The following is a 24,186-nucleotide window of genomic DNA, read 5'->3' on the forward strand; positions in this document are numbered from 1 at the left end:
TTCTTCCCCCAGTTCTTTTTTGCCTACCCACGCCCGACGAAAGGCATCTTCGTCGCCATGATCGTCATGAACTGCACGTTGGTATCCAGCGGCAGCGAGGCGATCTGGACGACGGCATTACCGACATGGCGGGCGTCCATGCGCGGCTCGACCATCATGGTGCCATTGGCCTGGGGCACGCCCTTGGTCATGCGGTCGGTCATTTCCGTCGCCGCATTGCCGATATCGATCTGGCTGCAGGCGATGTCCCACTTGCGGCCGTCAAGGCTGATCGACTTGGTGAGACCCGTGATGGCGTGCTTGGTCGCCGTATAGGGCGCCGAGCCCGGCCGCGGCGCATGCGCGCTGATCGAGCCGTTGTTGATGATGCGGCCGCCGACCGGGTCCTGGTGCTTCATGATCCGATAGGCTTCCTGGGCGCAGAGGAAGGCGCCGTTCAGGTTGGCCGCGACCACGCCGAACCAGTCCTCATGGGTGAGCTCGTCGAAATCGACCGAGGGGCTGCCGCGCCCGGCATTGTTGAACAGCAGGTCGAGCCGGCCCCATTTCTGCTTCACCGCGGCGAACAGCGCCGCCACCGAGGCCGCGTCGCCGACATCGGTCGCGACCGGCAGGCAGCGCTCGGCCGCGGCACCGGCGGCCGCCTGCGTCGCCTCGAGCGCCTCGGCGCGGCGGCCGGCCAGGGCCACGCTCCAGCCGGCTTCGAGCAGCGCAAGCGCGGCGGCGCGGCCGATGCCGCTTCCCGCACCGGTGACGACGGCGATCTTGCTCATGGACATTTCTTCCTTCATGCAGTCCTGGGTCGGCCGCAGGGTGCGGCCAGCGGCCCGGGAGCGCAAGCCACCCTCAGGCTTGGTTCCGGCGATGACCTGCGGCCCGGCGCGGGGCCGCGAAGGAGCCTGCCGAATGAAGCAACCGACCCAGCCTGTCCGGCTTGCCGGGACCCTGGCCGCCCTGCTGCTGGCGCTGCCGGCGGCCGCCCAGCAGCCGGCGCCGGCGCAGCTGCGGCCGCAGCGGGACGTCGCGGTGACCTATCGCCTGACCACCGGCAACCGGCCACCGCAGACGGTCACCGCCAGCTGGCTGACCACGGCGCAGCGGCTGCGGGTCGAGCCGCCGGGGCTGCCCGGCTGGATCCTGCTCGACCTGCCGTCGAGCCAGGCGCGGATGGTGATGGACAGCACGCGGATGGTGGTGCGGCTGCCGGGCAAGGGCCCCTGGCCGATGCTGGACCGCCTGCCGCCCGGCGCGCGGATGACGGCTGCGGGCAGCGCGACGGTGGCCGGCCTGCGCTGCACCAACTGGCAGGTGGCCAGCCGCGAGGGGAATGGCGAGGTCTGCCTGACCGCCGACGGGGTGATGCTGCGCGGCAGCGGCGTGCATGACGGGCAGCAGGGCAGCCTCGAGGCGACCGCCGTCGCCTATGGCGCGCAGGATCCGGCCCGCTTCCAGGTGCCGCCGGGCTACCAGGCGGTCAGCCTGCCGCAGGGATTGCCGCCCGGGCTGATCCCGGGGCTGCGCTAGCCGAGCGCAGCACGGACGGTCAGGCCGCCTTCACCAGGGGCAGGGCGGCAGGCGCAGCGCCCGCTCCAGCAGGTGCGAGGGCAGCAGGCCGGCGACCCCGGTGCCCAGCTGGCCGGGCGGCGCCGGGAAGTGCTGGCCGGGCGGCAGGTCGAGGCGGAGCTCGGCCTGGAAGGCGGGGCCCAGCCCTTCGACCAGCAGATGGGCGAAGTCGGGATCGAACTGGGTGCCCGAGCAGGCCTCGACCTCGGCCAGCGCGGCGGCGACCGACAGGGTGGGGCGGTAGGCGCGCCCTGGCTCGATCATCGCCACGAAGGAATCGGCGACACAGACGGCGCGCGCCAGCGGCAGCAGCCGGTCGCCGGGCAGGCCGGTGGGATAGCCGCCACCCTGCCAGCGCTCGTGATGGTCGCGGGCCGCCGCCACCACCGGCTCGGGGAAGCGCAGCGCGGCCAGCGTCTCGGCGCCGGTGACCGGATGCGCGCGGATCGCTTGCATCTCCGGCTCGGTCAGGCCGCGCGGCGCCTCCAGCAGGGACAGCGGCAGGAACAGCTTGCCCAGATCGTGCAGCAGGCCGGCGGAGACCACGAGCGCAGCGTCGCCCATCGCCTCGGGCCGCCGCGACCACATGGCGAGCAGCACGGTGGCCACCCGCACCGAATGATCCGCGGTCGCGGGATGGTGCCGCCGGAGGGCCGCCAGCAGCCGCAGACTCTGCCGGGGCAGGTCCTTCGGCACCTCGGCAGCCCCGCCCTGCCGCGGCAGCGCTGCCTGCGCCTCCAGCATGGCGTTGCACATCTGCATGCCCGCAGAGATAGCAGAAACGTGACCAACCTGTCTTGTGGGTAAGTACTGAGAAAATCACCTCTCGCAAAAGTTGTAATCGAGAAGAGATGCTCAGGCCGCGCCCGCCGGATGCAGCAGCGCGGCCAGGCGGGTGCCCAGTTCGGCCGTGCTCACCGGCTTGGCCAGCAGCGGCAGAGCACAGGCCGGCCCCGCTTCCTCCGGCTGCGGCGTGAAAGCGGAGACCAGCAGCACGGGCAGTCCCGGCTGGCGGGTGCGCAGCTCGGCGGCGAGCCGCACCCCGCTCAACCCGCCCGGCAGCACCACATCGCTCAGCAGCAGGTCCGGCCGGGTGCCCTCGGCCAGCGCGGCCAGGGCGGCAGGCCCGTCGGCGACGGCGGTGACGGCATAGCCCAGCGCATGCAGCTGCCCGGCCATGCGGGCGCGCAGTGGCGCCTCGTCCTCGACCAGCAGGACATGGGCCGCCAGCGGCGCGCGGGGCGGCGGGGCCGGGCCGGCCGGCAGCAACAGGGTCAGGTGCCAGCCAGCCGATGGCCCCTGCGGCGGCACGGCCTCGGCGCGCAGCAGGCCGCCCTGGCGGCGGGCGAAGGCCGCGATGGCCCCGAGGCCCGCCTCGGAGAGCGGCTCGACCGGGCCGGGCCGGGCGACCCAGCCGGGCGGGCCGCGGCCTTCCAGCCGCAGCGCCAGGACTGGCACGGGCACGGGCACGGCATCGGCCTCGTCCGCGCCGGCCGCCGGCAAGGCCGCGCGGCTCTCCTCCACGCTCAGCGCCAGGCGGCCACCGGGCGGCAGCAGCTCGGCGAGATGGCCCAGCATGCCGAACAGGGCATCCTCCAGCGCGGCGGGGGCCAGCATCGGCCGTGGCAGCCCCTCCGGCGCCGCCAGTGTCAGCGTCAGCGCGGGCGCCACGGCGCGGCGCAGCGCCGGCAGGACGTCGCGCAGGCGGGCGGCCAGATCGGTGGGCTGCGGCGGGCGCGGATAGGGCCGGGCCATGTCCTGCAGCCGGTTCCACTGCGCCGCGCCCAGCGCCGTGGCCGCCGTGATCTGCCGCGCCAGCCCGGCCAGGTCCGGGGCGCTGTCGCGCAACGCCGTCTCCAGCGTCTCCGCCTGGCCGGCGACCTGGGCCAGCAGCGCCCGCACCTCGGCGCCGAGCCGGCCCGCCATCCGCCCGGCCAGCGCCAGCCGCCGCTGCTGCAACCGGCGCGCCGGCGGCGCCGGCGCCTCGGCCAGCGGCCGCAGGTACAGCGCCACGCCATCGCCGGCCGGATGGGCGATCAGGCGGAAGCTGCGGTCCAGCGCCGACAGGCTGGCCTCGAAATCGGCCGATTCGGCGCGGGCGGCGACGCGGTGCAGCCGGGTGAGGGCGCAGCCGGCGGCCAGCTCGGGCAGGCGCTGCCACAGCACCGCGCCCTGCAGCGGCCGCGCGGCATCGCCGAGCAGCCGCCGCGCCGCGCCATTGGCATAGGTGATGCGCCAGTCGAGATCGAGCGCCAGGAAGCCGTCATCGAGGGATTCGAGCACCGCCTCGACGCGGGCGCGGCCGCTCTCGGCCTCCTCCACCGCGGCGCGCAGCGCGGTGATCAGGCCGCGGTTGCGCAGCGCGATCTCGGCCAGGCGCGCCAGCGGCTGCAGCGTGGCGATGTCGTCGGCGCTGAAGCCCGCGGCCTCCGGCCCGGCCAGCAGCAGCAGGCCGAGCGGCGCCCCTTCGGCATCCTGCAGCGGCAGGGCCAGGACCGGCAGGCGGCCGAGCGCGGGGTCGCCGGGCAGGGCCAGGGGCGAGGGGCCGGCGGCCAGCGCGGGGGTGGCGGCCAGGGCCAGCAGCCGGCTGCGCTCGGCCTCGGGCAACACATGGCCGGGGGCGAGGTCGAGCGCCGGGCGGCGCGGCATGCCATCCTGCAGCGCCACCGTGGCAAAGGCCGCGCCGCCCGCCTGGCGGGCCAGCCGGGCGATCCGCTGCAGCATGTCCGGCAGCTCGCCCTGCAGGCCGATCTCGGACGAGGCCTGCGCCAGCCCCTCCAGCCGGCGGGTGGCGGCGGTCTGGCTGGCCAGGCGCCGGCCGGCCTCGCGCAGCAGCAGCCAGGCCCCGGCGCCGATCGCCAGCAGCGACAGGCCGGTCAGCAGCACCGCCCAGCGCGCCCGCCGCGCCCAGGGCGCCAGGGCCGCGGCCTCGAGCTGGGTGGCCAGCTGGATCGCCGGCAGGCTGGGCAGCGCGGCGGCGACCGCGAAGGCCGGGCCGGCGGGCAGGTCGAGCGCGCCGTGCCAGGGCCGCGGCCCGACGACGCGGGCCTCCTCGGGCAGGCCGGGCAGCGGCAGGCCCAGCAGCTCGGGCCGCGACGGCAGGCTGGCCAGCAGCCTGCCGCGGCGGTCGAGCAGCGCCAGCCCGCTGCCGGGCGGCAGGCCGATCCGGGCATAGCCTGCCTCGACCAGGCGCAGCGGCAGCAGGGCGATGCCGATCTGGCCGTCGGGCAGGCGGCGGAGCAGCGGCAGCAGCGGCCCGACGGTGCTGCGCAGCGGTGCCGCCATGCTCAGCTCCGGCGCCGGGGAGAGCGCGGCCAGGCTGGCGGTCAGCGGCGTTAGATCGGGCGCGGCGAGGTAGCGGGCCGCCAGCGGCGTCAGCAGCTGCAGCCCGCCGGCCGGATCGGCCATGGCCAGGGCGGCCCCGACCGGCGCGGCGCGCTCGCGCCGCTCCAGCACCGAGGCGGCGGTGCCGGGCTCGGCCGGCAGTGTCTGCAGGCTCTGCAGCAGCCGGTCGAGGCTGCCCAGCAGCGTCGCCGCCTGGTCGGCCATGGCGGCGGCCCAGGCGCCGGCCGCCTCCTCGGCGACGCGGGTGGAATTGCGGTGATCGAGCCAGAGCGTGGCGGTGAGCCCGCCGGAAAGCAGCAGGGTAATCGCCGCCACGGCCGCCAGCCCGCGGCGCCGCCAGCGATAGGCCGGCGGCGGCTGCGGGGAAGGGGCGGGGCGCGCCGGCAGAGTCATGCGAGGCGACGAAGGCCCTCAGGCCATCGGCGGGCGTTCGAAGGCAGCCATGCGCGACAGCAGGGTCAGCGCGGCGGCATAGTAGTGCGGGGCCTGGCGGACCTGCGGCAGCTCCTCGGCGCGCGCCCGCGGCTGGCCGACCAGCTGGGCGACGGCGCGCATGCCGTGGTCGGCCGGATAGGGCGAGACGCCATTCGTGCCGAACTCGGTCCAGGCCGGCATGGCGACCGGCGAGGAATGCCAGAAGGAGAGCGCCGCCTGCGCCGCCGGCTCGTCGCCGAGTCCGGCCCAGGCGAGATAGAGCGGCACCCGCACGGCGTCGTAGGAGAAGCGCGGCGGCCAGCCCCAGGCGGGCTTCGGCCGCTCGCCCATGGCGACCCGCACCCAGTCGGCCGGCAGGCCCCAGCGGCCGAAGCGCGCCTCGCGCAGCAGCTCGAGGCCATGCCGGTGGAGGTCCATCCAGCGGCCTTCCGGCATCAGCGCGGCCAGCGCCGGGAAGGCGGGGAAGACATAGTAGGAGGGGTTCACCACGACATAGCCGGAATGCTCGAAGCCATAGGCGGCCGGCAGCAGCACGGCCCGTCCGTCGACCTCGCGCACGCAGAGCCGGTGCAGGTCGCGGGCGATCGCCCGCGCCTCCTCCATCAGCTCCGGCCGCTTCCAGCGCTTGGCGGCGCGGTACAGCGCCCAGGCCATGCAGAGATCGCCGTCGGTGGCATTGTTCATGTCCTCGACCGGGCGCGAGCGGTTCGGCTTCCAGCTCCAGGCCGAGAGGGTGTCGTAGGGCCGCCGCATGGTGGTGCGGGTCCAGTTGTGGACCCGGTCGAAGGTGGCCTCGTCGTCGAAGGCGGTGGCCAGCAGCATGGCCCAGCCCTGGCCCTCGGAATGCGACTGGTCCTTGTTGCCGGTATCCACCACCCGGCCCGCCTCGGTCATGTAGATGCGCTTGAAGTCGGCCCATTCGGCCGGCTCGCCCATGGTCGGCTCGACGGCCAGCTCGGCATGGCCGGAGAGGCGCGGCGTCGCGGTCAGCACCAGGGCACTGAAAGCAAGCAGGCTGCGCCGCTTCACGGGGCCGGGCATGGGGTGTCCTCGCGTGTGCCGGGAGCCATTCCCCGGCGCTCTGATAGCAACTCGTTTACCGTTGCATCCTATGCGAGCACAAGCCTTTGTGTGGTCGATACGACAATGGCTGCTCCGCTGAATTTACAGGGGTTTTTCAGCGGTTCTGGAGCAACCTAAGGTTGTCCCGGGCGTTCATGGGGGCCGGCCTTGCGCCCATCCTGCAGGCCCTGCGCCAGCACGAGGGCGAGGGCGAGGCTGCACAGCCACCAGCTCTGCCAGGCGCCGAAGCTGGCCAGGAAGGTGACGAATCCGGACACCAGGCTGCCCAGCGCGCCGGCGCCCAGCGGCATCAGCCCCGCCTGCATGGCCAGCAGCATCACCGCCGCCGCCGCCAGCAGGCTGCCGATGGTGCCGAGCTCCAGCCGCAGCTGCAGCGGGCCGTTGTGCGGGTGCAGCGGCATCAGCTTCACATGCGGCGCGGCGAACCAGTCGAGCAGCGCCGGGCTGGTCACGCCGATCGCGGCCAGGCGGTCGGGCGACGGCCGGTCGTCGCCGCCGGGCAGGGCGCGCGACGCCTCCATGCCCCAGCCGAGCAGCGGCCGCTCTGCCGCCCGCTCGGCGCCGAACTGCCAGATCACCAGGCGGTGGATGGCGGAGGGGGGCAGCCGCTCGGCGACCGGCGCCACCTTCTGCAGCAGGGCCGGCAGCAGCGGCGGCGTCGCCAGGATGATGGCGGCCAGCGCCAGCCCGAGCACCGCCGCCAGCCGCCCCGGCGCCCAGCGCTGCAGCAGCGCCGCCAGCCCGGCCGCGGCCAGGCCGGCGATGACGGCGATCCGCGCGGTGTCGCCGGGCACGGCGAGCAGCAGCAGCGCGCCGGCCAGCGGCAGGGCGATCCGCGCGGCGCGGCCCCAGGGGGTGGCCGCCAGCAGCGGCAGCAGCAGCGCCATCACCGAGGCCGCCGGCTTCAGCCCGAAGGCCAGCTGCGGCGTCGGCTCGGCCAGGCCGCGCACCGCCGCCCGCAGCGCCGAGCCGGAGAGATGGTCGGCCAGGGCGAGGCCGAGGCCGAGGAACAGGCCGGCGACCAGGGCATGCGGCAGGGGGGCGCGCGCCTCGGGCCCGCTCTGCGCCACGGCGCGCGCCGCGGCGGCGGCCAGCAGCACCAGCCCGGCGAAGGCCAGCCCGTCCTTCAGGGCGCGCGCCGGCTCCGGCGCCCAGGCGGCCGAGGCGGCGCCCCAGAGGCCGAGCAGCAGCCCGAGCCCCAGCGCCGCCTGGCCGGGCGTGGTCCCACTCCCCAAGCGGAGCGGCCAGGGCCAGCGGCCGCTCTCGCGCCGCGCCAGCAGCACGGCGGCGACCAGGGCGACCAGGCCGATCGGCGCCATGGCCTTGGATTGCAGCACGGCGACGGTCGGCGCCAGCAGGGCGGCCAGCAGGATCGGCGCCGTGGGCGCGGTCCAGATGATGCGGGGCAGGGCCATGCTCAGGCGGCCGTGGCTTGCAGGGCGGCGGCGCGCGGGCTGTAACCGCGCAGAGTCGAGGCAGGAGAGAAAAGCATGCGGCCGGTCCTGAAGCGATGCGAGGGGGGCGCAGGATACGCGCCGGCGCCGTCTGCCCCAAGGTGCGGCGCTTGAGGCGCCCCGTCTTCGGGGTGCTGGCCATCGCTGCCGTCATGGCCGCGGTGCTGCTGGCCATGGGACGGGTGCCGATCTGCAGCTGCGGCGAGGTGCTGCTCTGGTACGGCCAGGCCGATGGGCCGGGCAATTCGCAGCACATCGCCGACTGGTACACGCCCAGCCACATCATCCACGGCTTTCTGTTCTTTGCCGCCCTGGCCTGGGTCAGGCCCGGCTGGTCGGTCGGCGCGCGGATGGTGGTGGCCAGCCTGGTCGAAGCCGCCTGGGAAGTGGCGGAAAACTCGCCGATGGTGATCGACCGCTACCGCGAGGCGACGCTGGCCGCCGGCTACCAGGGCGACAGCGTGCTGAACTCGCTGGCCGATCTCGGCTGGATGCTGCTGGGCTTCGCCATCGCCGCGCGGCTGCCCTGGAAGGCGACCCTGGCGCTCGGCGTCTTCTTCGAGCTGCTGGCGCTCTATGCCATCCGCGACAACCTGACCTTGAACGTGCTGATGCTGCTCTGGCCGGTCGAGGGCATCCGCGACTGGCAGGCGGCCGGCTAGAGACGGGCCGGGGGGGCTGCCTACTCCTTGTAGGCCGGCTCCTCCCGGTCGAGGATGCGGCGCCAGGCGTCGAGATGCAGCCGGGCGTCCATCCGGTCGCCCCAGGGGCCGCGATGGTGGCGGCGCAGCCCCTCCGGCAGGCGGTGCAGCGGCTGGCCGGTCTGCAGCGCCGTCAGCTGCACCATCGCTGTGCGCTCGGCGAAATAGCATTCGTCGAAGGCGTCCTCCACCCGCGGGCCGACCACGGTGACGCCATGGCCGCGCATCACCATCACCGTCTTGTCGCCCATCAGCCGGGCGATGCGGTCGCCTTCCTCGTTCTGGTGCACCGGCTCGTCGCCCTCGTGGTCATAGACGATGCGGTCGTTCAGCAGCAGGTTGTTGTGGTGCGACAGCGCCAGCTCGGTGTCGCGCAGCAGCGACAGCGCGGTCAGCCAGCGCGGATGCACATGGATGACGCAGGCCGCCCCCGGATTCTGCACATGGATCCGCGCATGGATATGGAAGGCGACCTTGCGCAGCTCGCCACTGCCCTGCAGCACGCGCCCGTCCAGGTCGCAGATGATCAGGTCGCTGGCGCGCAGTTCCTGGAACAGGTAGCCGCGCGGGTTGATCAGGAAGCGCGGCGGTCCTTCGCCCGGCAGCATCAGGCTGTTGTGGTTGCCGATCTGCTCGTTCCAGCCGAGCCTTGCTGCAACGCGGAACACCGCCGCCATGTCGCAGCGCAGCGCCCATTCGCGCTCCTCGGCGGCACTGTCGGTCAGCTTCTGGATGGCCACGCTCATGTCGAAGGCCTCGCTCTGTGCGCCGGGCAGACTGCACGCGAAGCGCCGCGCTGACCAGGGTGTTCGCGCAACGACCTGAAAGACGATGCCGAAGACAGGGGCTTTCCGAACCCCGCGGGCCGCGCAAGACTGCATCCCTGCCGCCGATGGAGAGAGCGCATGCGCATTCCCCCGCACCGCAGCATGGGATTCTCCCGGCCATGACGGCAGCGCCGCGCGAGCTGCCGATCACCGGCTATCTCGACCGCTTCTCCCGCCGCCCCGGTGAATCGCTGGCGGTGCAGGTGAGCGTGCCCAGCGGCGCCCGCTACCGCGCGCGGCTGCTGCGGGTGATCAGCGGCGATCCCAACCCGGCCGGCCCCGGCCTGCGCTTCGAGGATCTCTCGGCGCGGTTCGATGCCGAGTTCCAGGGGCGGCACCAGCCGATCCAGCTCGGCTCCTGCGCCGTCATCCCCTCCGGCCCGCGACGGGGCCCGGGCGCGGTGACCTGGACGGTGCTGGCCTGGGCCGGCGCGCTGCCCCAGGCACCGGCGGCGCTGCTCAGCGAGGCGCAGGGCGGCCGTCGTGTCACCCTGGCGCTGGGGCCGCAGGGGGCGGTGGCGCGGCTGGCGCAGGATGGCGCGGTGCGCGAGGTGGCGACCGGCGTGCCGCTGGCGGCGCGCGGCTGGTACCGGCTCTGGCTGTCGCTGGATGCCGAGGCAGGCCGCCTCTGGCTCGGCCAGGTGCCGCTGAACCCGGCCTCGGGCGGCACCGCCGTGCTGCGCGAAGGGCTGCAGGGTTTCCTGCCGGTTTCCGGCGGCGGCGAGGTGCTGGTCGGCGCGGAGCGGGAAGCGGGCATGCTGGCGCACCACTTCACCGGCAAGCTCGAGGACCCTGCCATCCTCAGCGGCACGCGCGAGACCTGGCCGCGCCCGCTGGAGAACCCCGCCGCGCCGCTGGCGCTGTGGGCTTTCGCCGAGAACATCGCCAGCCAGACGGTGCTCGACACCGGCCCCCAGGCCTGCCACGGCCGGCTGCTGAACGTCCCCACCCGCGCGGTGGTCGGCGCCCGCTGGTCAGGGGACGAGATGTGCTGGCGCCACGCGCCGCGCGACTATGCCGCCATCCATTTCCACGCCGACGACCTGGGCGATTGCGGCTGGCAGTCGGACTTCCTGTTCCGCATCCCCGATGACCTGCGCAGCGGCGCCTATGCGCTGCGGCTGACCTGTGCGGAGGGCGAGGATTTCCTGCCCTTCTACGTGCTGCCGGCACGCGGGGCGAAGCCGCGCGCCAAGGTGGCCTTCCTGGCCTCGACCTTCACCTACCAGGCCTATGCCAATCATGCGCGCGGCAATGCCGATGCCGCCTATCGCGCCCGCGTCGCCGCCTGGGGCGCCTATCCGCACAACCCCGATGATTTTCCGGTCTATGGCCGCTCCACCTACAACCGGCATCCGGACAATACCGGCATCGCCTTTTCCTCGCGGCTGCGGCCGATCCTGACCATGCGGCCAGGTTTCCTGACCTTCAATGACGCGCAGGGATCGGGGCTGCGGCACTATCCGGCCGACACGCATCTGCTGGCCTGGCTGGAGACGCAGGGGATCGATTTCGATGTGGTCACCGACGAGGACCTGCACGAGGAGGGCGCCTCGCTGATCGCGCCCTACAAGGTGGTGCTGACCGGCTCGCATCCCGAATACCACACGGCCCAGACGCTCGATGCGCTGGCGGCCTTCACCGCGACGGGCGGAAAGATGGTCTATCTGGGCGGCAACGGCTTCTACTGGCGCATCGCCTGCGTCCCCGAGCTGCCCGGCATGATCGAGCTGCGCCGCGCCGAGGGCGGCATCCGCGCCTGGGCGGCCGAGCCGGGCGAATACTACCACCAGCTGGACGGCGCCTATGGCGGGTTGTGGCGGCGCAACCGCCGGCCGCCGCAGGCGCTGGCCGGCGTCGGCTTCTCGGCGCAGGGGCTGTTCGAGGGCACCTGGTACCGCCGCGTCGAGGCCGGGCTGACGCCGGACTTCGCCTGGGTCTTCGAGGGCGTCGAGGAGGAGAGGATCGGCGATTACGGGCTGTCCGGGGGCGGTGCCGCCGGCTTCGAGCTCGACCGTGCCGATGCCGCGCTGGGCTCGCCGCCGGGCACCGTGGTGCTGGCGCGCTCGGTCGAGCCGCCATCCTCCTTCATCACCGTGCCGGAGGAACTGCTGTCGCATCTGGCCACCGTCTCCGGCGAGCCGCCCGAGGCGTTGAAGCGCGGCGAGCTCGCCTATTTCGAGACGCCCGGCGGCGGCGCGGTCTTCGCCGTCGGCTCCATCACCTTCTGCGGCAGCCTGTGGCGCGACGACGGCTTCCACGGGCCGGTCAGCCGGCTGCTGCTGAACGTGCTGCGCCGCTTCATGGCATGACGATCATGAAATAGAGTTGACGCCGCAACGCCCTGCTTCGAAGCTGTCCCCGAGGCTTCAAAAGAAACGACGACACAACTGGGGATTCTCGCGATGCAGCGATCCTTGCTGGCGTCCTGTCGCCCTGCGGCCGCCGTGGCCCTGGGCTTTGCCTTGGCGGCAGCGTCCGCCGCGACGCCGGCCACCGCCGCGCCCTTCCAATGCCCGCAGCGCGGCGGCGACCTGGTCTTCGGCCAGGAAGCCAATGTCAACAGCCTGGACCAGATGACGTCCAGCACCATCTCCACCCGCAACATCGCGATGAACATCTACGAATCGCTGGTGACGCGCGACGAGAACAACCGGCCGATCCTCGAGCTGGCCGAGAAGATGGTCGAATCCGACGACCATCTCACCTATACCTTCACGCTGCGCAGCGGCATCACCTTCCACAACGGCAAGCCGATGACCTCGGCCGATGTCGCCGCCTCCTTCGACCGCTACAAGCGGATCGGGTTGCAGCGCAGCACGCTGGACAATGTCGACCGCTGGGAGACGCCGGACGCCGCCACCTTCGTCATCCGCATGAAGGTGGTGCAGCCGACCTTCATCGAGGCGCTGTCCTCCTTCAGCGTGCCGATCGTCATCATCCCCGCCGAGCACAAGGATGATGCGCCGCAGCAGCTGCGCCCGGTCGGCACCGGCCCCTTCCGCCTGCTGGAATTCACCCCGGGCGCCCAGGCGCGGCTCGGCCGTTACGACGGCTACAAGCCGAACACCGCCTATGAGCAGGCGACCGGCTTCGGCGGCTACAAGCTGGCCTGCCTCGACACCGTGACCTTCCGCATCGTCACCGAGGCTTCCGCCCGCGTCGCCGGCCTCGAGACCGGCGAGCTGCAGGGCGTCGAGGACGTGCCGACCAAGTCGGTCGCGGCACTGCGCGCCAACCGCAACGTCACCGTGCTGCCGCTGGAGAACTGGTGGATCCAGATCGCCCTGCCCAACACCGCGACACCGCCCACCGACAACCTGAACTTCCGCCGCGCGGTGCAGGCGGCGCTGGGCGCCGAGGACATCATGGATGCCGCGACTGACGGCAATTTCCGCCTGAACATCGGCTTCCAGTTCCCCAACCAGCCGAGCTACACCGACGCCGGCAAGCAGTTCTACAACATCAACGATATTGCCGCCGCCAAGCGCCTGCTGGCGCAGTCGCCCTACAAGGGCGAGCCGATCACCATCCTGACCAACCGTGACTATCCGGCGATGTACAATGCCGCGCTGGTGATGCAGCAGCAGATGAAGGCCGCCGGCATCAATGCGCAGCTGCGCGTCGTCGACTGGCCGACCTCGGTGCAGATGTCGCAGAAGGTGAACAGCGACGAGTGGCATTTCTTCCACTCCGGCTGGGGCACGCAGCCGGCGCTGGGCGCGCTGGCCACCATGCAGTTCCTGGCCTCGCCCGGCGCCAACTACCGGCCGCGCGACGACCGTGGCGACCCGGATGTCGAGGCCGCCTGGAACGACATGAACACCAAGCCGACGGAAGCCGAGCGCAACGCCGCCTTCGCCCGCATGCAGCAGCTGGTGATGGAACGCGCGCTGGCCTATCCCTTCGGCTCGCTGACCAAGGTGCAGGCGACGCGGGCCAATGTGAAGGGCTTCCGCCCCTTCCGCATCCCGCGCTTCTCGAACGTCTGGATGGAGCGGTGAGGGAGGCGGCTGAGGGCGCGGCGCCATGATGGGCGTCGCCCTGCGGCGGCTGGCCAGCGCCTTGCCGGTGCTGCTGCTGGTCAGCCTGATCACCTTCGGCATGATGCGGCTGATCCCGGGCGATCCGGCGGCCGCCATCGCCGGCCTCTCCGCCACGCCGCAGCAGGTGGCGCAGATCCGCGCCGATCTCGGCCTCGACCAGCCCTTCCTGGGGCAGCTGCTGCACTGGTATGGCGGGCTGCTGCAGGGCGATCTCGGCCGCTCCATCCTGATGGGGCGCGGCGTCTTCGCCGTCACCATGGAGCGGCTGCCGGTCACCCTCGGCCTCTCCGCCTATGCGCTGGTGCTGACCCTGCTGATCGGGCTGCTCTGCGGCATCGCCGCGGCGCTGAAGCAGAACACCCTCATCGACCAGCTGGCCATGGTCTTTGCCATGATCGGCATCTCGGTGCCGAGTTTCTTCCTCGGCCTGGTGATGATCATCGTCTTCGCCGTCCATCTCGGCTGGTTGCCGACCGGCGGCTATGTGCCTTTCGCCCAGGACCCCTGGGGGTGGTTCCGCAGCGTCACCATGCCGGCGATCTCACTCGCCTTGCTGCAGGCCGGGCTGCTGGCGCGCATCACCCGCTCCACCATGCTGGAGGTGATGCGCCAGGACTATATCCGCACCGCCCGCGCCAAGGGCCTGCCCTATCACCAGGTGGTCTTCCGCCATGCCCTGGCGAATGCGCTGATCCCGATCACCACGGTGGTCGGCATCATCATCAGCCTGCTGCTCTCGGGCGCGGTGGTGACCGAGGCGCTGTTCTCCATCCCCGGCATCGGTCAGCTGCTGACCCAGGCGGTGCTGAACCGCGACTATCCGATGGTGCAGGGCGGGCTGCTGCTGGTCACCGGCTTCCTCGTCCTCGTCAATATCGGCATCGACCTGCTCTATGCCGTGCTGGATCCGCGGGTGCGCTATGAGTGAGGTTCTTCCCCTGGCCGCCGCGCCCGAGGCGGCGGAACGCGCGCCGAAGCGCTGCCACCCGGCGCTCGCCGCGCTGAAGCGGCTGTTCCGGCACCGGCTGTTCCTGACCGGCCTGGTCCTGTTCGGCATCATCGCCTTCCTGGCCGCTGCCGCGCCCTGGATCACCACGGCCGATCCGAACCGCCTGTCGATGCGCAACAAGTTCCTGCCGCCGGGCGGCGACTACATCCTGGGGACCGACAATTTCGGCCGCAGCCTGTGGTCGCGCGTGGTCTGGGGCGCGCAGCTCTCGGTGATCATCGGCATCTCGGTGGTGGCGCTGAACGCTGTCTTCGGCACCTTGATCGGCGCGCTGGCCGGCTATTTCCGCCGCATCGACAATGTGCTGATGCGGGTGAACGACGCGCTGATGGCCTTCCCGGCCATCCTGCTGGCGATCGGCGTCACGGCGATGCTCGGGCCCTCGACGATGAACGTCATCCTGGCGCTGGGCATCGTCTATGTGCCACGCACGGCGCGCATCGTCCGCGCCTCGGTCATCGTGCTGCGCGAGATGGAATACGTGCAGGCCGCGGTCGCCGCCGGCGCCGGCCATTGGCGCATCCTGCGGCACCATATTCTTCCTAATGCCATGGCGCCGATGATCGTCCAGCTCTCTTTTCTGTTTGCCTACGCGGTTCTTTCCGAGGCGACGCTGTCCTTCCTCGGCCTCGGCGCGGTGCCACCGACGCCGACCTGGGGCAATATCATGGCCGAGGGGCGCGACTTCATGCGCGACGCCCCCTGGATCATCGCCATCCCCGGCGTCGCGCTGATGATCACCGTGCTCGGCCTCAACATGCTGGGCGACGGATTGCGCGACGTGCTCGACCCGCGGCTGAGGATCCAGCAATGAGCCTGCTCGAGATCCGCAACCTGACCACCGCCTTCGGCACCGAAAGCGGCCAGGTCACCGCCATCGAGGATGTTTCTTTCAGTATCGAGCCAGGGGAGATCCTGGGGATCGTCGGCGAGTCCGGCAGCGGCAAGAGCGTCACCGCGCTGACGGTGATGGGGCTCCTTCCGCGACCACCCGCGAGAATCCTGTCAGGCTCGGTGATGTTCGACGGCCAGGACCTAACGAAGCTGTCGGAGCGGCAGTTGCAGAAGATCAGGGGCCCGGGGATCGCCATGATCTTCCAGGAGCCGATGACCTCGCTCAACCCGGTCTTCCGCATCGGCGAGCAGATCATGGAGACCATCCGCGCGCATGAGCGCCTGTCGCCGCGGGCGCTGCGGGAGCGTGCCGTCCAGCTGCTGGCCAAGGTCGGCATCCCGTCGCCCGAGCGGCGGATGGACGACTATCCGCACCAGCTCTCCGGCGGCCAGCGGCAGCGCGTGATGATCGCCATCGCGCTCGCCTGCAATCCGCGCCTGCTGATCGCCGACGAGCCGACCACCGCGCTCGACGTCACCATCCAGGCGCAGATCCTCGACCTGCTGATGGACCTGCGCGACGAGTTCGGCATGGCCATCATGATCATCACCCACAACATGGGCGTGGTGGCGGAAACCGCCGACCGCGTGCTGGTCATGTATGCCGGCCGCATCGTCGAGCAGTCGCCGGTCGAGCGCCTGTTCGACGCGCCGCTGCATCCCTATACCCGCGGCCTGCTCGACTGCGTGCCCTCGCTCGACCATGACCGGCCGCGCCTGGTCGCCATCCCGGGCAGCCTGCCGGAGCCGGCGCGCCGCCCCTCCGGCTGCCGCTTCCGCCCGCGCTGCGGCCATGCGGTGCCCGCCTGCGCCGAGACCCTGCCGATCCTGGCGGAGCACGGCCCCGCCCATGCCGCTGCCTGCATCCGCCTGCCGGAGATCGCTGCCCCCATGGCCGAGCCCGCATGATCCGCCCGCTGATCGAGGCGGCTGCCCTCTCCAAGCATTTCCACGTGGGCCCCGCCGGCTGGTTCGGCCGGCGCCTCGGCGGCGCCGTGCTGCGTGCCGTCGACGATGTTTCCCTCAGCATCATGCCGGGGGAGACCCTGGGCCTCGTGGGCGAATCCGGCTGTGGCAAGTCGACCCTCGGCCGGCTGCTGATCCGCCTGCTGGAGGCCAGCGACGGCAATGTCCTGTTCGACGGCGCCGACATCATGGCGCTGCCGCCGAAGCAGCTGCGCGAGACCCGGCGCGGCATGCAGATCGTCTTCCAGGATCCCTATGGCGCGCTGAACCCGCGCATGACGGTCGAGGACATCGTCATGGAGCCGCTGGTCATCCACGGCGCCAAGGCGGATGCCGCCGCGCGCGACAAGGTGGCGGCGATGCTGGAGCGGGTGGGCCTCTCCGCCCGCGCTGCCTCGCGCTTTCCGCATGAATTCTCCGGCGGCCAGCGCCAGCGCATCGGCATCGCCCGCGCGCTGATCCTGCGCCCGCGCTTCATCGTCTGCGACGAGGCGGTCTCGGCGCTCGACGTCTCGGTGCAGGCGCAGATCGTCAACCTGCTGCAGGACCTGCAGCAGGAGATGGGGCTGACCTACCTGTTCATCGCGCATGACCTGTCGGTGGTGCGCCACATCTCCGACCGCGTCGCGGTGATGTATCTCGGCCGCATCGTCGAGCTGGCGCGCAAGGAGGAACTCTACGCCGCGCCGATGCATCCCTATACCCAGGCGTTGCTGGCTGCCGTCCCCGCGCCGCATCCGGCCGGGCGCACGGCGCGCCGCGCGGCCCGTCTGCGCGTCGCCGGCGACATGCCCAGCGCCATCAACCCGCCGCCCGGCTGCCGCTTCCACACCCGCTGCCCGCACGCCATGGCGATCTGCCGCGAGGTGGCGCCGCCGCTGGCCGAGACCAAGCCGGGCCATCTCGCCGCCTGCCATCTGCTGACCAAAGCCCATTGAACGCCGGAGCCAACCGCGCCATGCCCGACCCCCGCAAAAGCCGCATCCTCTGCGACGTGGATTTCGACAGGGATGGCGTCCAGCACGGCTTCCTGCGGCTGTTCCATTCCAGCCATGCCTCGGCCTATGGCTTCCTGCCGATCCCGATCGTCGTTATCCGCAACGGCGAGGGGCCGACCGCGCTCTTCGTCTCCGGCAACCATGGCGACGAATACGAGGGCCAGGTGGCGCTGGCCAATCTGGTCAAGCGCCTGACGCCGGACGCCATCAAGGGCCGCGTCATCATCCTGCCGACCGCGAACTATCCGGCCGCCATGGCCGGCAACCGCGTCTCGCCGATCGACAACCTCAACCTCAACCGCATCTTCCCGGGCGATCCGGACGGCTCGGTCACCCAGCAGATCGCCTATTTCATCGCGACCGAGCTGATCCCGCGCGCCGACCTGATCTGCGACCTGCATTCCGGCGGTTCCTCGCTGCTCTACGTGCCCTGCGTTCTGACCAGCCAGGTGCCCGACCCCGCGCTCTATGCGAAGCACATGGCGGCGCTGCGGGCCTTCGGCGCGCCGCTGGCCTATGTGCAGGGGCGCGCCCAGGGGCAGGGCGGCAACCAGACGCTGGGCGGCTATGCCGAGACGCTCGGCATCCCCTCGCTCGGCAGCGAGCTCGGCGGCGGCGGCTGCGTCACCCCGGCCGGCCTGCGCATCGCCGAGCGCGGGGTGAACAACCTGCTCGTCCATCTCGGCATCCTGCCGGAGAGCGCGCGGCTCGCGGGCGAACCGACCGAGATCTTCGGCCTCGCCGGCCAGGACCACTTCGTCTACACGCCAGAGGCCGGCGTCTTCGAGCCGCTGGTCGAGCTGGGCGACCGCGTGAAGGCCGGCCAGCCGGCGGCGCGGATCCATTTCCCGGAGACGCCCTGGGCGCCGGCGGTCGAATGCGCCTTCCTCAGCGACGGCTTCGTGCTGTGCAAGCGGCAGCCGGGTCGGACAGTGCGGGGGGATTGCCTGTTCGTCCTGGGCGGCGCGTTCCAGGAGTAGGGCAGGGGCAGGCCAGGGGAATGAATTCCCCTGGATCACTTCTTCTTTCTGTCCTCGGCCGTGACCGGGCCAGCGCCAGAACACGGGCGATGCCAGGGCCGCGCGGCGGGGCGCGTTTCACCTCCGGTCTCAACCTGGACACGGCAGTCCGAAAGAAATCCGATCTGTCATACCGCCGTCACGGCGACGTCGCACAGCTCCGATAAGGCCTCCCCTCGGATGCAACGCCCAGCTCGCCGGTCGCGGACTCGGAGCCTGGGCCCAGCCGAGGGAAGCCGGAATGCCGCCGAGCCCCGCCACGCGCCGTTATCGGTCGCTGTTCATTTCCGACACCCATCTCGGGCAGCGCGGCTGCCGGGTCGACCTGCTGCTGGAATTCCTCAACGAGGTCGAGTGCGAGCAGCTCTATCTGGTCGGCGACATCGTCGATGGCTGGCGCCTGAAGCGCTCCTGGTACTGGGATGCCGGGCATGACCAGGTGATCCGCAAGGTCCTGTCGATGGCCAAGCACGGGACCCGGGTCATCTACATCCCGGGCAACCATGACGAGGTCTTCCGCGACTGGGCGGGGCCGGAATTCCAGGTCGCCGGCATCGCCCTGATGAAGGAGGCGGTCCACACCGCCGCCGATGGCCGACGCTTCCTGGTCATCCATGGCGACGAGTTCGACAGCGTGGTGCGCTATGCCACCGTCATCGCGCATCTGGGCGACTGGGCCTATGACGCGGCGCTGGCGGTGAACCGCTGGTTCAACGCCGTGCGCCGGCGCCTGGGCTATCCCTACTGGTCGCTCAGCCAGTGGCTGAAGCGCCAGGTGAAGGAGGCGGTGAAGGCCATCGACCGCTTCGAGGTGGCGCTGGCCGAGGAAGCCCGCCGCCGCGGCCTGGATGGCGTCATCTGCGGCCATATCCACCACGCCGAGATGCGCCAGGTGAACGGCATCACCTACATGAATGACGGCGACTGGGTGGAGAGCTGCTCGGCCCTGGTCGAGCATGCCGATGGCCGCTTCGCCCTGGTCGACTGGGCCGCCGAGCACCGCCGCCGCCACAACGCCCCCCCGCGCGCCCTGCCGGCGCCGGTCGCGGTCGCGGCCGAGTAGCGCCCGGTGCGGCTGCTGCTGGTCACCGATGCCTGGACGCCGCAGGTCAATGGCGTCGTCCGCACGCTCAGCACCGTGGCCGAGACGCTGACGCGCGGCGGCGACAGCGTCACGGTGATCAGCCCCGACCGCTTCGGCAGCCTGGCCGTGCCGGGCGAGCCGGGGCTGCGGCTCGCCTTGTTCCCGCGCCGCCGGCTGGCCGCGATGGTCGAGCAGGCGCGGCCGGACGCGGTGCATATCGCCACCGAGGGGCCGCTGGGCTGGGCGATGCGGGCGCTGTGCCGCCGCCGCGGCTGGCGCTTCACCACCGCCTTCCACACCCGCTTCCCCGACTATCTGGCGGCGCGCTTCCGGGTGCCGCCGGCCTGGTCCTGGCCGGTGCTGCGGCGCTTCCACGCGGCGGCGGCGGGCACCTTCGTCGCGACCGAGAGCCTGCACCGCGAGCTCGAGGCGCAAGGCTTCGGCCGGCTGCGCCACTGGTCGCGCGGCGTCGACACCGCGCTGTTCAGGCCCGGGCCCCACGACGCCTTCCCGGATCTCCCCCGCCCGATTTTTCTTCATGTCGGCCGGGTGGCGACGGAGAAGAACATCGAGGCCTTCCTGGCGCTGGACCTGCCGGGCTCGAAGCTGGTGGTGGGCGACGGGCCGGCGCGGGCCGCGCTGCAGCAGCGCTTTCCCCAGGCGCATTTCGCCGGTTTCCGCCATGGCGCGGCGCTGGCCGCCGCCTATGCCGCGGCCGATGTCATGGTGTTTCCCTCACGCACCGACACCTTCGGCCTGGTGCTGCTGGAGGCGCTGGCCTGCGGCACGCCGGTCGCCGCCTTCCCGCAGCCGGGGCCGCTGACCGTGCTGGGCGACGCGCCCGTCGGCGCCGTCGACGAGGACCTGCGGCGCGCCTGCCTCACCGCGCTGGGCGCCGACCGCGAAGCCTGCCGCGCGCGCGCCGAGGGCTTCAGCTGGCAGGCCTGCGCCGCGCAGTTCCGCGCCCAGCTGGTCTCGCTGCGCGGCGAGCTGCCCGCCGGCCTCGTGGCCGCCGGCTGAGCCGCCTCAGGCGGGCAGGGACGGCCAGTCCTCCGGCGACTGGATGGCGCTCCAGGCCCGCTGCCGGGCTAGGTTCGGGTCCATGCCCAGGCTGAAGGCGGCCTCGGTCCAGCGGCGGCGGCGCAGCCCGGTCACCGGCTTGCCGGCGCTGTTGCGGTAGATCCGGAACAGCTCGGCCGCCGACCGCCAGTCATGGCCGTTCACCAGCTTCAGCAGGCTGGGTGCCGCCACGGTCAGCGCGCCCAGATTGTTGGCCAGCAGGATCAGCGCCGCCGCCTGGCGCGGGGTCAGCGGCGCGGTGACCGCCTGGGCGACCAGCAGCGCCGCCTTGTCCAGGTCACGCTGCGCCAGCCGCTCGGCCGTGGCGCGGTCGATCGCCGGGCCGCCGAGCCAGACCGGCGTGCCGTCCAGGTAGCTGCGGCTGCCGATGCCGATGGTCGGAAAGCCGAAGCCGTCATTGTAGGGGGTCAGCACGCAGCCTTCGAAGGCCTCGGACAGGGCCACGGCCTCGGCCGGCACGCCGCCCTCCCAGACTTCTTCTTGTTCGGCCACCGCCGTGGGTGCCGTCTGCAGCAAGCCGCCCATCGCCGCCTCCCCGGTCAAGGTCAAGACGGCCGCAGCAGAGCATAACGATTAACGTTCCGTCAACGAATCAAAGAGGGCCGGTCGGCGTGTAGCGCCAGATGCTGGCGGGGGGGAAGTTGCGCGGCGTCCAGGCGCGGCGCTCGGCCTGCAGACCCAGCCGGCGCCAGGGCAGCGGCGAGGTGATGCAATAGGTGTAGAGCAGGAAGGCCTGGCCCGGCGCTACCGCCTCGACGCTGCGCAGGAAGCGGCGCTGCTTCTCCAGCGGCAGCAGCACCAGCGGGATGCCGCAGATCGCCGTCGCGATGCGGTGGTGCGCCTCGGGCGGAATGCAGCCGGCCAGGTCGAAGGCATCGCCGCAGACCACCCGCACGCCGGGCAGGGTATCGCGCAGATGCGCCGCCATCTCCGGCACGATCTCGACCACGATCAGCCGCTCGGCCGGCACGCCGCTCTCCAGCAGGGCGCGGGAGACCACGCCGGTGCCGGCGCCGAGGTCCAGCACATAATCCTGCGGCCCGCGCCGCACCTCGCGGGCGATCCGCCGGCAGAGGCTGGGCGAAGAGGGCACCACCGAGCCCATCTGCAGCGGATTGGCCGACCAGCGCTTCAGGAAGAGGGCGGCATTGGCGGTGTGCTGGCGGGCGATGCGGGGCAGGGCGTCGGGCATGCGGCGACTCCGCGAAGGGGCAGACGCCCCCTGTTGGACCCGGCCCGGCGACAGCGGCGTGGCGGTGCGGTGACAGTCCCGCGAAGCCGCGGCCTAGCCTTGCGGCTCCTGCTGCGGCGGGCGGCCGCGCAGCAGCGCCAGCAGCCGCTGCGGCAGCGGCTCGGCACGATCCTCGACGAAACGCTGGCGCAGCTTGTCCTCCAGCCAGGCGGCCGCGGCCTCCGGCTGCGTCACCGGGTCGGGGCAGGGCGGCTCGGCCGCGGCCGGCGCGCCCGCCGGCAGGGGGGAGAGGCGGTCGTCGCTGCCGGCGGGTTCCATCGTGCCACTCCATCAAGGCGCCGTGAGCTTAGCCTTGGGCGGCGCTTTGCTCGACCGGAAAAATCGCGGCGGGGGAAGGGCGCAACCCGGCCTGCACGCCATCGGTTCTCTCCTGGCAGGCGCCCGGCCACGGCGGCGGGGCGCGCAACGGGAGGAACCCGCCATGGCAGACCCGACGAAGCAGGAACAGGGCGGCAAACCGGCCGGGAAGGACCGTCCGGCCGAGCATCACCGCCCCGCGAAGGGCGAGGACGCGAAGCTGGAACGCGCGCTCGAAGACACCTTCCCGGCCAGCGACCCGCCGGCACAGTCCAGCCCCGGCACCAACACGGTGGGCTGGGAGGAGCCGCTCAACGACGGCACCCGGAAGGACTGAGCCACGCGGCTACCGGCTTTCGGCATCCAGGTCGAAGGCCGGGGCCTCGCGCAGGGCCTCGCGGGTCATCGCCCCCTCCAGCCGGGGGGTGCCGTGCGGGCCGGGCAGGAAGCGGATCTCGGCCATGGGCACCGCCACGTATTTGGTGCCGACGCCGAGGAAGCCACCCACCCCCAGGATCAGCGAGGCGACGCGGCCTTCCTCCAGCAACATCATGTCGACGACCGCGCCGATCTGTTCGCCGGCCGGGTTGAACACGGGGCTGCCGATCACCCGGCTGGCGCGCCAGCCAGGCTGCGGCTCGGCCAGCGACAGGGCGGCCGCCGCTGGGGAGGGGGGCGATTCGGCCCGCAGGGGAGACGGCGCGACAAGCCGCAGCGCCACCAGGAGCGCCAGGGCCGCGGTCATGATCGGGCGATGCATGGCGTTTTTCTCCTGGCAGTCCGTATCATGACGCGACGGCGATACTGGCGAAAAGCCCAGCCCCCGCCGCGGGTTCCAGCGTTTGCAGGGCCCGGCGCCCGCCAAGAGGACGGGACAACCGGATGACTGGCCCGCCAGGTCTAGGGGGCCGTCATCGAAGCTTCATATTTCTGAAATAGAACCGTCGCTCCTCCGTCCTAGAAGGCGCTCGACCGAACCGGCCGGACCGGCTGCCACCAGCGGACACCGGAAGGCCCCAAGGACGGAGAGACAAGGTGAGCAATCGGATTCTGGCCCTGGCGGCCGGCCTCGTGGCGTCGATCAGCCTCTCGATGGGCGCTGTCGCGCAGCAGGCCACCATCACCGGGGCCGGCGCGAGCTTCCCGAACCCGCTGTACCAGAAGTGGGGCGAGGCGGCCCGCTCGGCGATCAACATCCAGCTCAACTACCAGTCCGTCGGCTCGGGCGCCGGCCAGGCGCAGATCCGCAACCGCACCGTCGATTTCGGCGCCTCCGACGCGCCGATGACCGCCGAGCAGCTGCAGGAGCACAACCTGCTGCAGTTCCCGGCCACCATGGGCAGCCTGGTCGCCATCGTGAACGTCCCCGGCGTCGAGGACCACAAGATGCGGCTGACCGGCGAGGTCCTGGCCGACATCTACCTGGGCAAGATCACCAAGTGGAACGACCCGCGCCTGGTCGAGATGAACCCGGGCCTGACCCTGCCGAACCTAGCGATCGCCCCGGTCTATCGCGCCGACGGCTCGGGCACGACCTTCGTGTGGGTCTCCTACCTCTCCGCCGTCTCCGGCGACTTCAAGAGCCGCGTCGGCGTCGGCACCTCGGTGCGCTGGCCCTCCGGCACGGGCGCCCGCGGCAATGAAGGCGTCGCCGGCACCGTCCGCAACGTCCGCGGCGCCATCGGCTATGTCGAGCACGCCTATGCGATGCAGAACAAGCTGGTCACCACCCAGCTGCGCAACCGCGCCGGCAACTACGTGATGCCGACGACCGAGGCCTTCCAGGCCGCCGCCGCCAATGCCGACTGGACCGCGCCGAACTTCGCCGCCAGCCTGATCGACACCCAGGGCGCCACCTCCTGGCCGATCGTCTCGCCGACCTTCATCCTGCTGCCGCGCAACCCGACCGACGCCACCCGCGCGCAGAACGTGATGAAGTTCTTCGACTGGGCCTTCCGCTCGGGCGACGCCACCGCCACCGAGCTCGACTACATCCCGGTGCCGGAAGCGGTCGAGAACGCCATCCGCGCCGCCTGGGCGACCATCCAGGTCGACGGCAAGCCGGTCTGGCCGGCGAACTGAGCCCGCTGACCGGCGGCCTGGCCACGGTCTGACGACAGCACGGGCGGGCGG

23 protein-coding genes are annotated in these 24,186 nt (G+C 72.1%); 13 read left to right on the forward strand and 10 right to left on the reverse strand.

Going from position 1 to position 24,186, the window contains the following annotated elements:
• Window positions 1-23 precede the first annotated feature (23 nt).
• On the reverse strand, window positions 24-773 hold the full coding sequence (locus WFI16_RS05695) for an SDR family oxidoreductase (RefSeq protein WP_442970640.1): 750 nt from the start codon (window positions 771-773) through the stop codon (window positions 24-26).
• A gap of 133 nt (window positions 774-906) precedes the next feature.
• Here WFI16_RS05695 and WFI16_RS05700 point away from each other — a divergent pair, with 133 nt between their 5' ends.
• Window positions 907-1,524 (forward strand): hypothetical protein, encoded by a 618-nt coding sequence (locus WFI16_RS05700; RefSeq protein WP_419896821.1) that lies wholly within the window; start codon window positions 907-909, stop codon window positions 1,522-1,524.
• A gap of 30 nt (window positions 1,525-1,554) precedes the next feature.
• Here WFI16_RS05700 and WFI16_RS05705 read toward each other — a convergent pair whose 3' ends face one another.
• From WFI16_RS05705 to WFI16_RS05720, 4 genes are all read right to left on the reverse strand, one after another.
• On the reverse strand, window positions 1,555-2,325 hold the full coding sequence (locus tag WFI16_RS05705) for an HD-GYP domain-containing protein (RefSeq protein WP_419896822.1): 771 nt from the start codon (window positions 2,323-2,325) through the stop codon (window positions 1,555-1,557).
• Window positions 2,326-2,418: 93 nt separating this feature from the next.
• Window positions 2,419-5,301 (reverse strand): response regulator, encoded by a 2,883-nt coding sequence (locus WFI16_RS05710; RefSeq protein WP_419896823.1) that lies wholly within the window; start codon window positions 5,299-5,301, stop codon window positions 2,419-2,421.
• An 18-nt stretch (window positions 5,302-5,319) separates the two neighbouring features.
• Window positions 5,320-6,384 carry a glycosyl hydrolase family 8 gene (locus WFI16_RS05715; RefSeq protein WP_419896824.1) on the reverse strand — a complete coding sequence of 355 codons (1,065 nt, stop codon included), beginning with the start codon at window positions 6,382-6,384 and terminating at the stop codon, window positions 5,320-5,322.
• Between the two features lie 155 nt (window positions 6,385-6,539).
• The gene (locus WFI16_RS05720; protein WP_419896825.1) at window positions 6,540-7,841 is read right to left on the reverse strand and encodes an O-antigen ligase family protein; all 1,302 of its coding nucleotides are present in this window, start codon (window positions 7,839-7,841) and stop codon (window positions 6,540-6,542) included.
• Window positions 7,842-7,990: 149 nt separating this feature from the next.
• On the opposite strand from WFI16_RS05720, the gene WFI16_RS05725 reads away from it, so the two are divergent.
• Window positions 7,991-8,542, forward strand: coding sequence for a DUF2585 domain-containing protein (locus WFI16_RS05725; protein ID WP_419896826.1), 552 nt, complete (start codon window positions 7,991-7,993; stop codon window positions 8,540-8,542).
• 20 nt (window positions 8,543-8,562) lie between these two features.
• On the opposite strand, the gene WFI16_RS05730 is transcribed toward WFI16_RS05725, so the two are convergent.
• The gene (locus WFI16_RS05730; protein ID WP_419896827.1) at window positions 8,563-9,327 is read right to left on the reverse strand and encodes a class II aldolase/adducin family protein; all 765 of its coding nucleotides are present in this window, start codon (window positions 9,325-9,327) and stop codon (window positions 8,563-8,565) included.
• 200 nt (window positions 9,328-9,527) lie between these two features.
• Between WFI16_RS05730 and WFI16_RS05735 the strand changes: the two genes are divergently transcribed.
• The 9 genes from WFI16_RS05735 to WFI16_RS05775 all read left to right on the forward strand — a co-directional run bounded on the left by WFI16_RS05735 (window position 9,528) and on the right by WFI16_RS05775 (window position 20,444).
• Window positions 9,528-11,720: a N,N-dimethylformamidase beta subunit family domain-containing protein gene (locus WFI16_RS05735; protein ID WP_419896828.1), complete on the forward strand. Its 2,193-nt coding sequence runs from the start codon at window positions 9,528-9,530 to the stop codon at window positions 11,718-11,720.
• Between the two features lie 153 nt (window positions 11,721-11,873).
• Complete coding sequence (locus WFI16_RS05740) at window positions 11,874-13,412, forward strand: ABC transporter substrate-binding protein (protein WP_419896829.1); 1,539 nt, start codon at window positions 11,874-11,876, stop codon at window positions 13,410-13,412.
• Window positions 13,413-13,437: 25 nt separating this feature from the next.
• The gene (locus WFI16_RS05745) at window positions 13,438-14,382 is read left to right on the forward strand and encodes an ABC transporter permease (RefSeq protein WP_419896830.1); all 945 of its coding nucleotides are present in this window, start codon (window positions 13,438-13,440) and stop codon (window positions 14,380-14,382) included.
• Complete coding sequence (locus WFI16_RS05750; RefSeq protein ID WP_419896831.1) at window positions 14,375-15,277, forward strand: ABC transporter permease; 903 nt, start codon at window positions 14,375-14,377, stop codon at window positions 15,275-15,277. The genes WFI16_RS05745 and WFI16_RS05750 overlap by 8 nt, the downstream gene beginning before the upstream one ends.
• Window positions 15,274-16,266, forward strand: coding sequence for an ABC transporter ATP-binding protein (locus WFI16_RS05755; protein WP_419896832.1), 993 nt, complete (start codon window positions 15,274-15,276; stop codon window positions 16,264-16,266). The genes WFI16_RS05750 and WFI16_RS05755 overlap by 4 nt, the downstream gene beginning before the upstream one ends.
• On the forward strand, window positions 16,263-17,261 hold the full coding sequence (locus WFI16_RS05760) for an ABC transporter ATP-binding protein (RefSeq protein ID WP_419896833.1): 999 nt from the start codon (window positions 16,263-16,265) through the stop codon (window positions 17,259-17,261). The genes WFI16_RS05755 and WFI16_RS05760 overlap by 4 nt, the downstream gene beginning before the upstream one ends.
• A 20-nt stretch (window positions 17,262-17,281) precedes the next feature.
• Window positions 17,282-18,301, forward strand: coding sequence for a succinylglutamate desuccinylase/aspartoacylase family protein (locus WFI16_RS05765; RefSeq protein ID WP_419896834.1), 1,020 nt, complete (start codon window positions 17,282-17,284; stop codon window positions 18,299-18,301).
• A 280-nt stretch (window positions 18,302-18,581) separates the two neighbouring features.
• Window positions 18,582-19,403 (forward strand): UDP-2,3-diacylglucosamine diphosphatase, encoded by an 822-nt coding sequence (locus WFI16_RS05770; protein ID WP_419896835.1) that lies wholly within the window; start codon window positions 18,582-18,584, stop codon window positions 19,401-19,403.
• Between the two features lie 6 nt (window positions 19,404-19,409).
• Window positions 19,410-20,444, forward strand: a complete 1,035-nt coding sequence (locus tag WFI16_RS05775; RefSeq protein WP_419896836.1) for a glycosyltransferase family 4 protein — start codon at window positions 19,410-19,412, stop codon at window positions 20,442-20,444.
• Between the two features lie 6 nt (window positions 20,445-20,450).
• Here WFI16_RS05775 and WFI16_RS05780 read toward each other — a convergent pair whose 3' ends face one another.
• The 3 genes from WFI16_RS05780 to WFI16_RS05790 form a co-directional block, all read right to left on the reverse strand.
• Window positions 20,451-21,029 (reverse strand): lysozyme, encoded by a 579-nt coding sequence (locus WFI16_RS05780; protein WP_419896837.1) that lies wholly within the window; start codon window positions 21,027-21,029, stop codon window positions 20,451-20,453.
• A 67-nt stretch (window positions 21,030-21,096) separates the two neighbouring features.
• Window positions 21,097-21,696 (reverse strand): class I SAM-dependent methyltransferase, encoded by a 600-nt coding sequence (locus WFI16_RS05785; RefSeq protein WP_419896838.1) that lies wholly within the window; start codon window positions 21,694-21,696, stop codon window positions 21,097-21,099.
• 93 nt (window positions 21,697-21,789) lie between these two features.
• Window positions 21,790-22,014, reverse strand: coding sequence for a hypothetical protein (locus WFI16_RS05790; RefSeq protein ID WP_419896839.1), 225 nt, complete (start codon window positions 22,012-22,014; stop codon window positions 21,790-21,792).
• Window positions 22,015-22,177: 163 nt separating this feature from the next.
• Here WFI16_RS05790 and WFI16_RS05795 point away from each other — a divergent pair, with 163 nt between their 5' ends.
• Window positions 22,178-22,390, forward strand: a complete 213-nt coding sequence (locus WFI16_RS05795) for a hypothetical protein (RefSeq protein WP_419896840.1) — start codon at window positions 22,178-22,180, stop codon at window positions 22,388-22,390.
• Between the two features lie 9 nt (window positions 22,391-22,399).
• Here WFI16_RS05795 and WFI16_RS05800 read toward each other — a convergent pair whose 3' ends face one another.
• Entirely contained in the window at window positions 22,400-22,813 is a 414-nt protein-coding gene (locus WFI16_RS05800) for a PRC-barrel domain-containing protein (RefSeq protein ID WP_419896841.1), read from the reverse strand.
• A 275-nt stretch (window positions 22,814-23,088) separates the two neighbouring features.
• On the opposite strand from WFI16_RS05800, the gene pstS reads away from it, so the two are divergent.
• Window positions 23,089-24,135: a phosphate ABC transporter substrate-binding protein PstS gene (gene pstS / locus WFI16_RS05805; RefSeq protein WP_419896842.1), complete on the forward strand. Its 1,047-nt coding sequence runs from the start codon at window positions 23,089-23,091 to the stop codon at window positions 24,133-24,135.
• Window positions 24,136-24,186 lie beyond the last annotated feature (51 nt).

Source organism: Roseomonas sp. USHLN139 (assembly GCF_037145735.1).
In the GTDB taxonomy this organism is placed as follows: domain Bacteria; phylum Pseudomonadota; class Alphaproteobacteria; order Acetobacterales; family Acetobacteraceae; genus Pseudoroseomonas.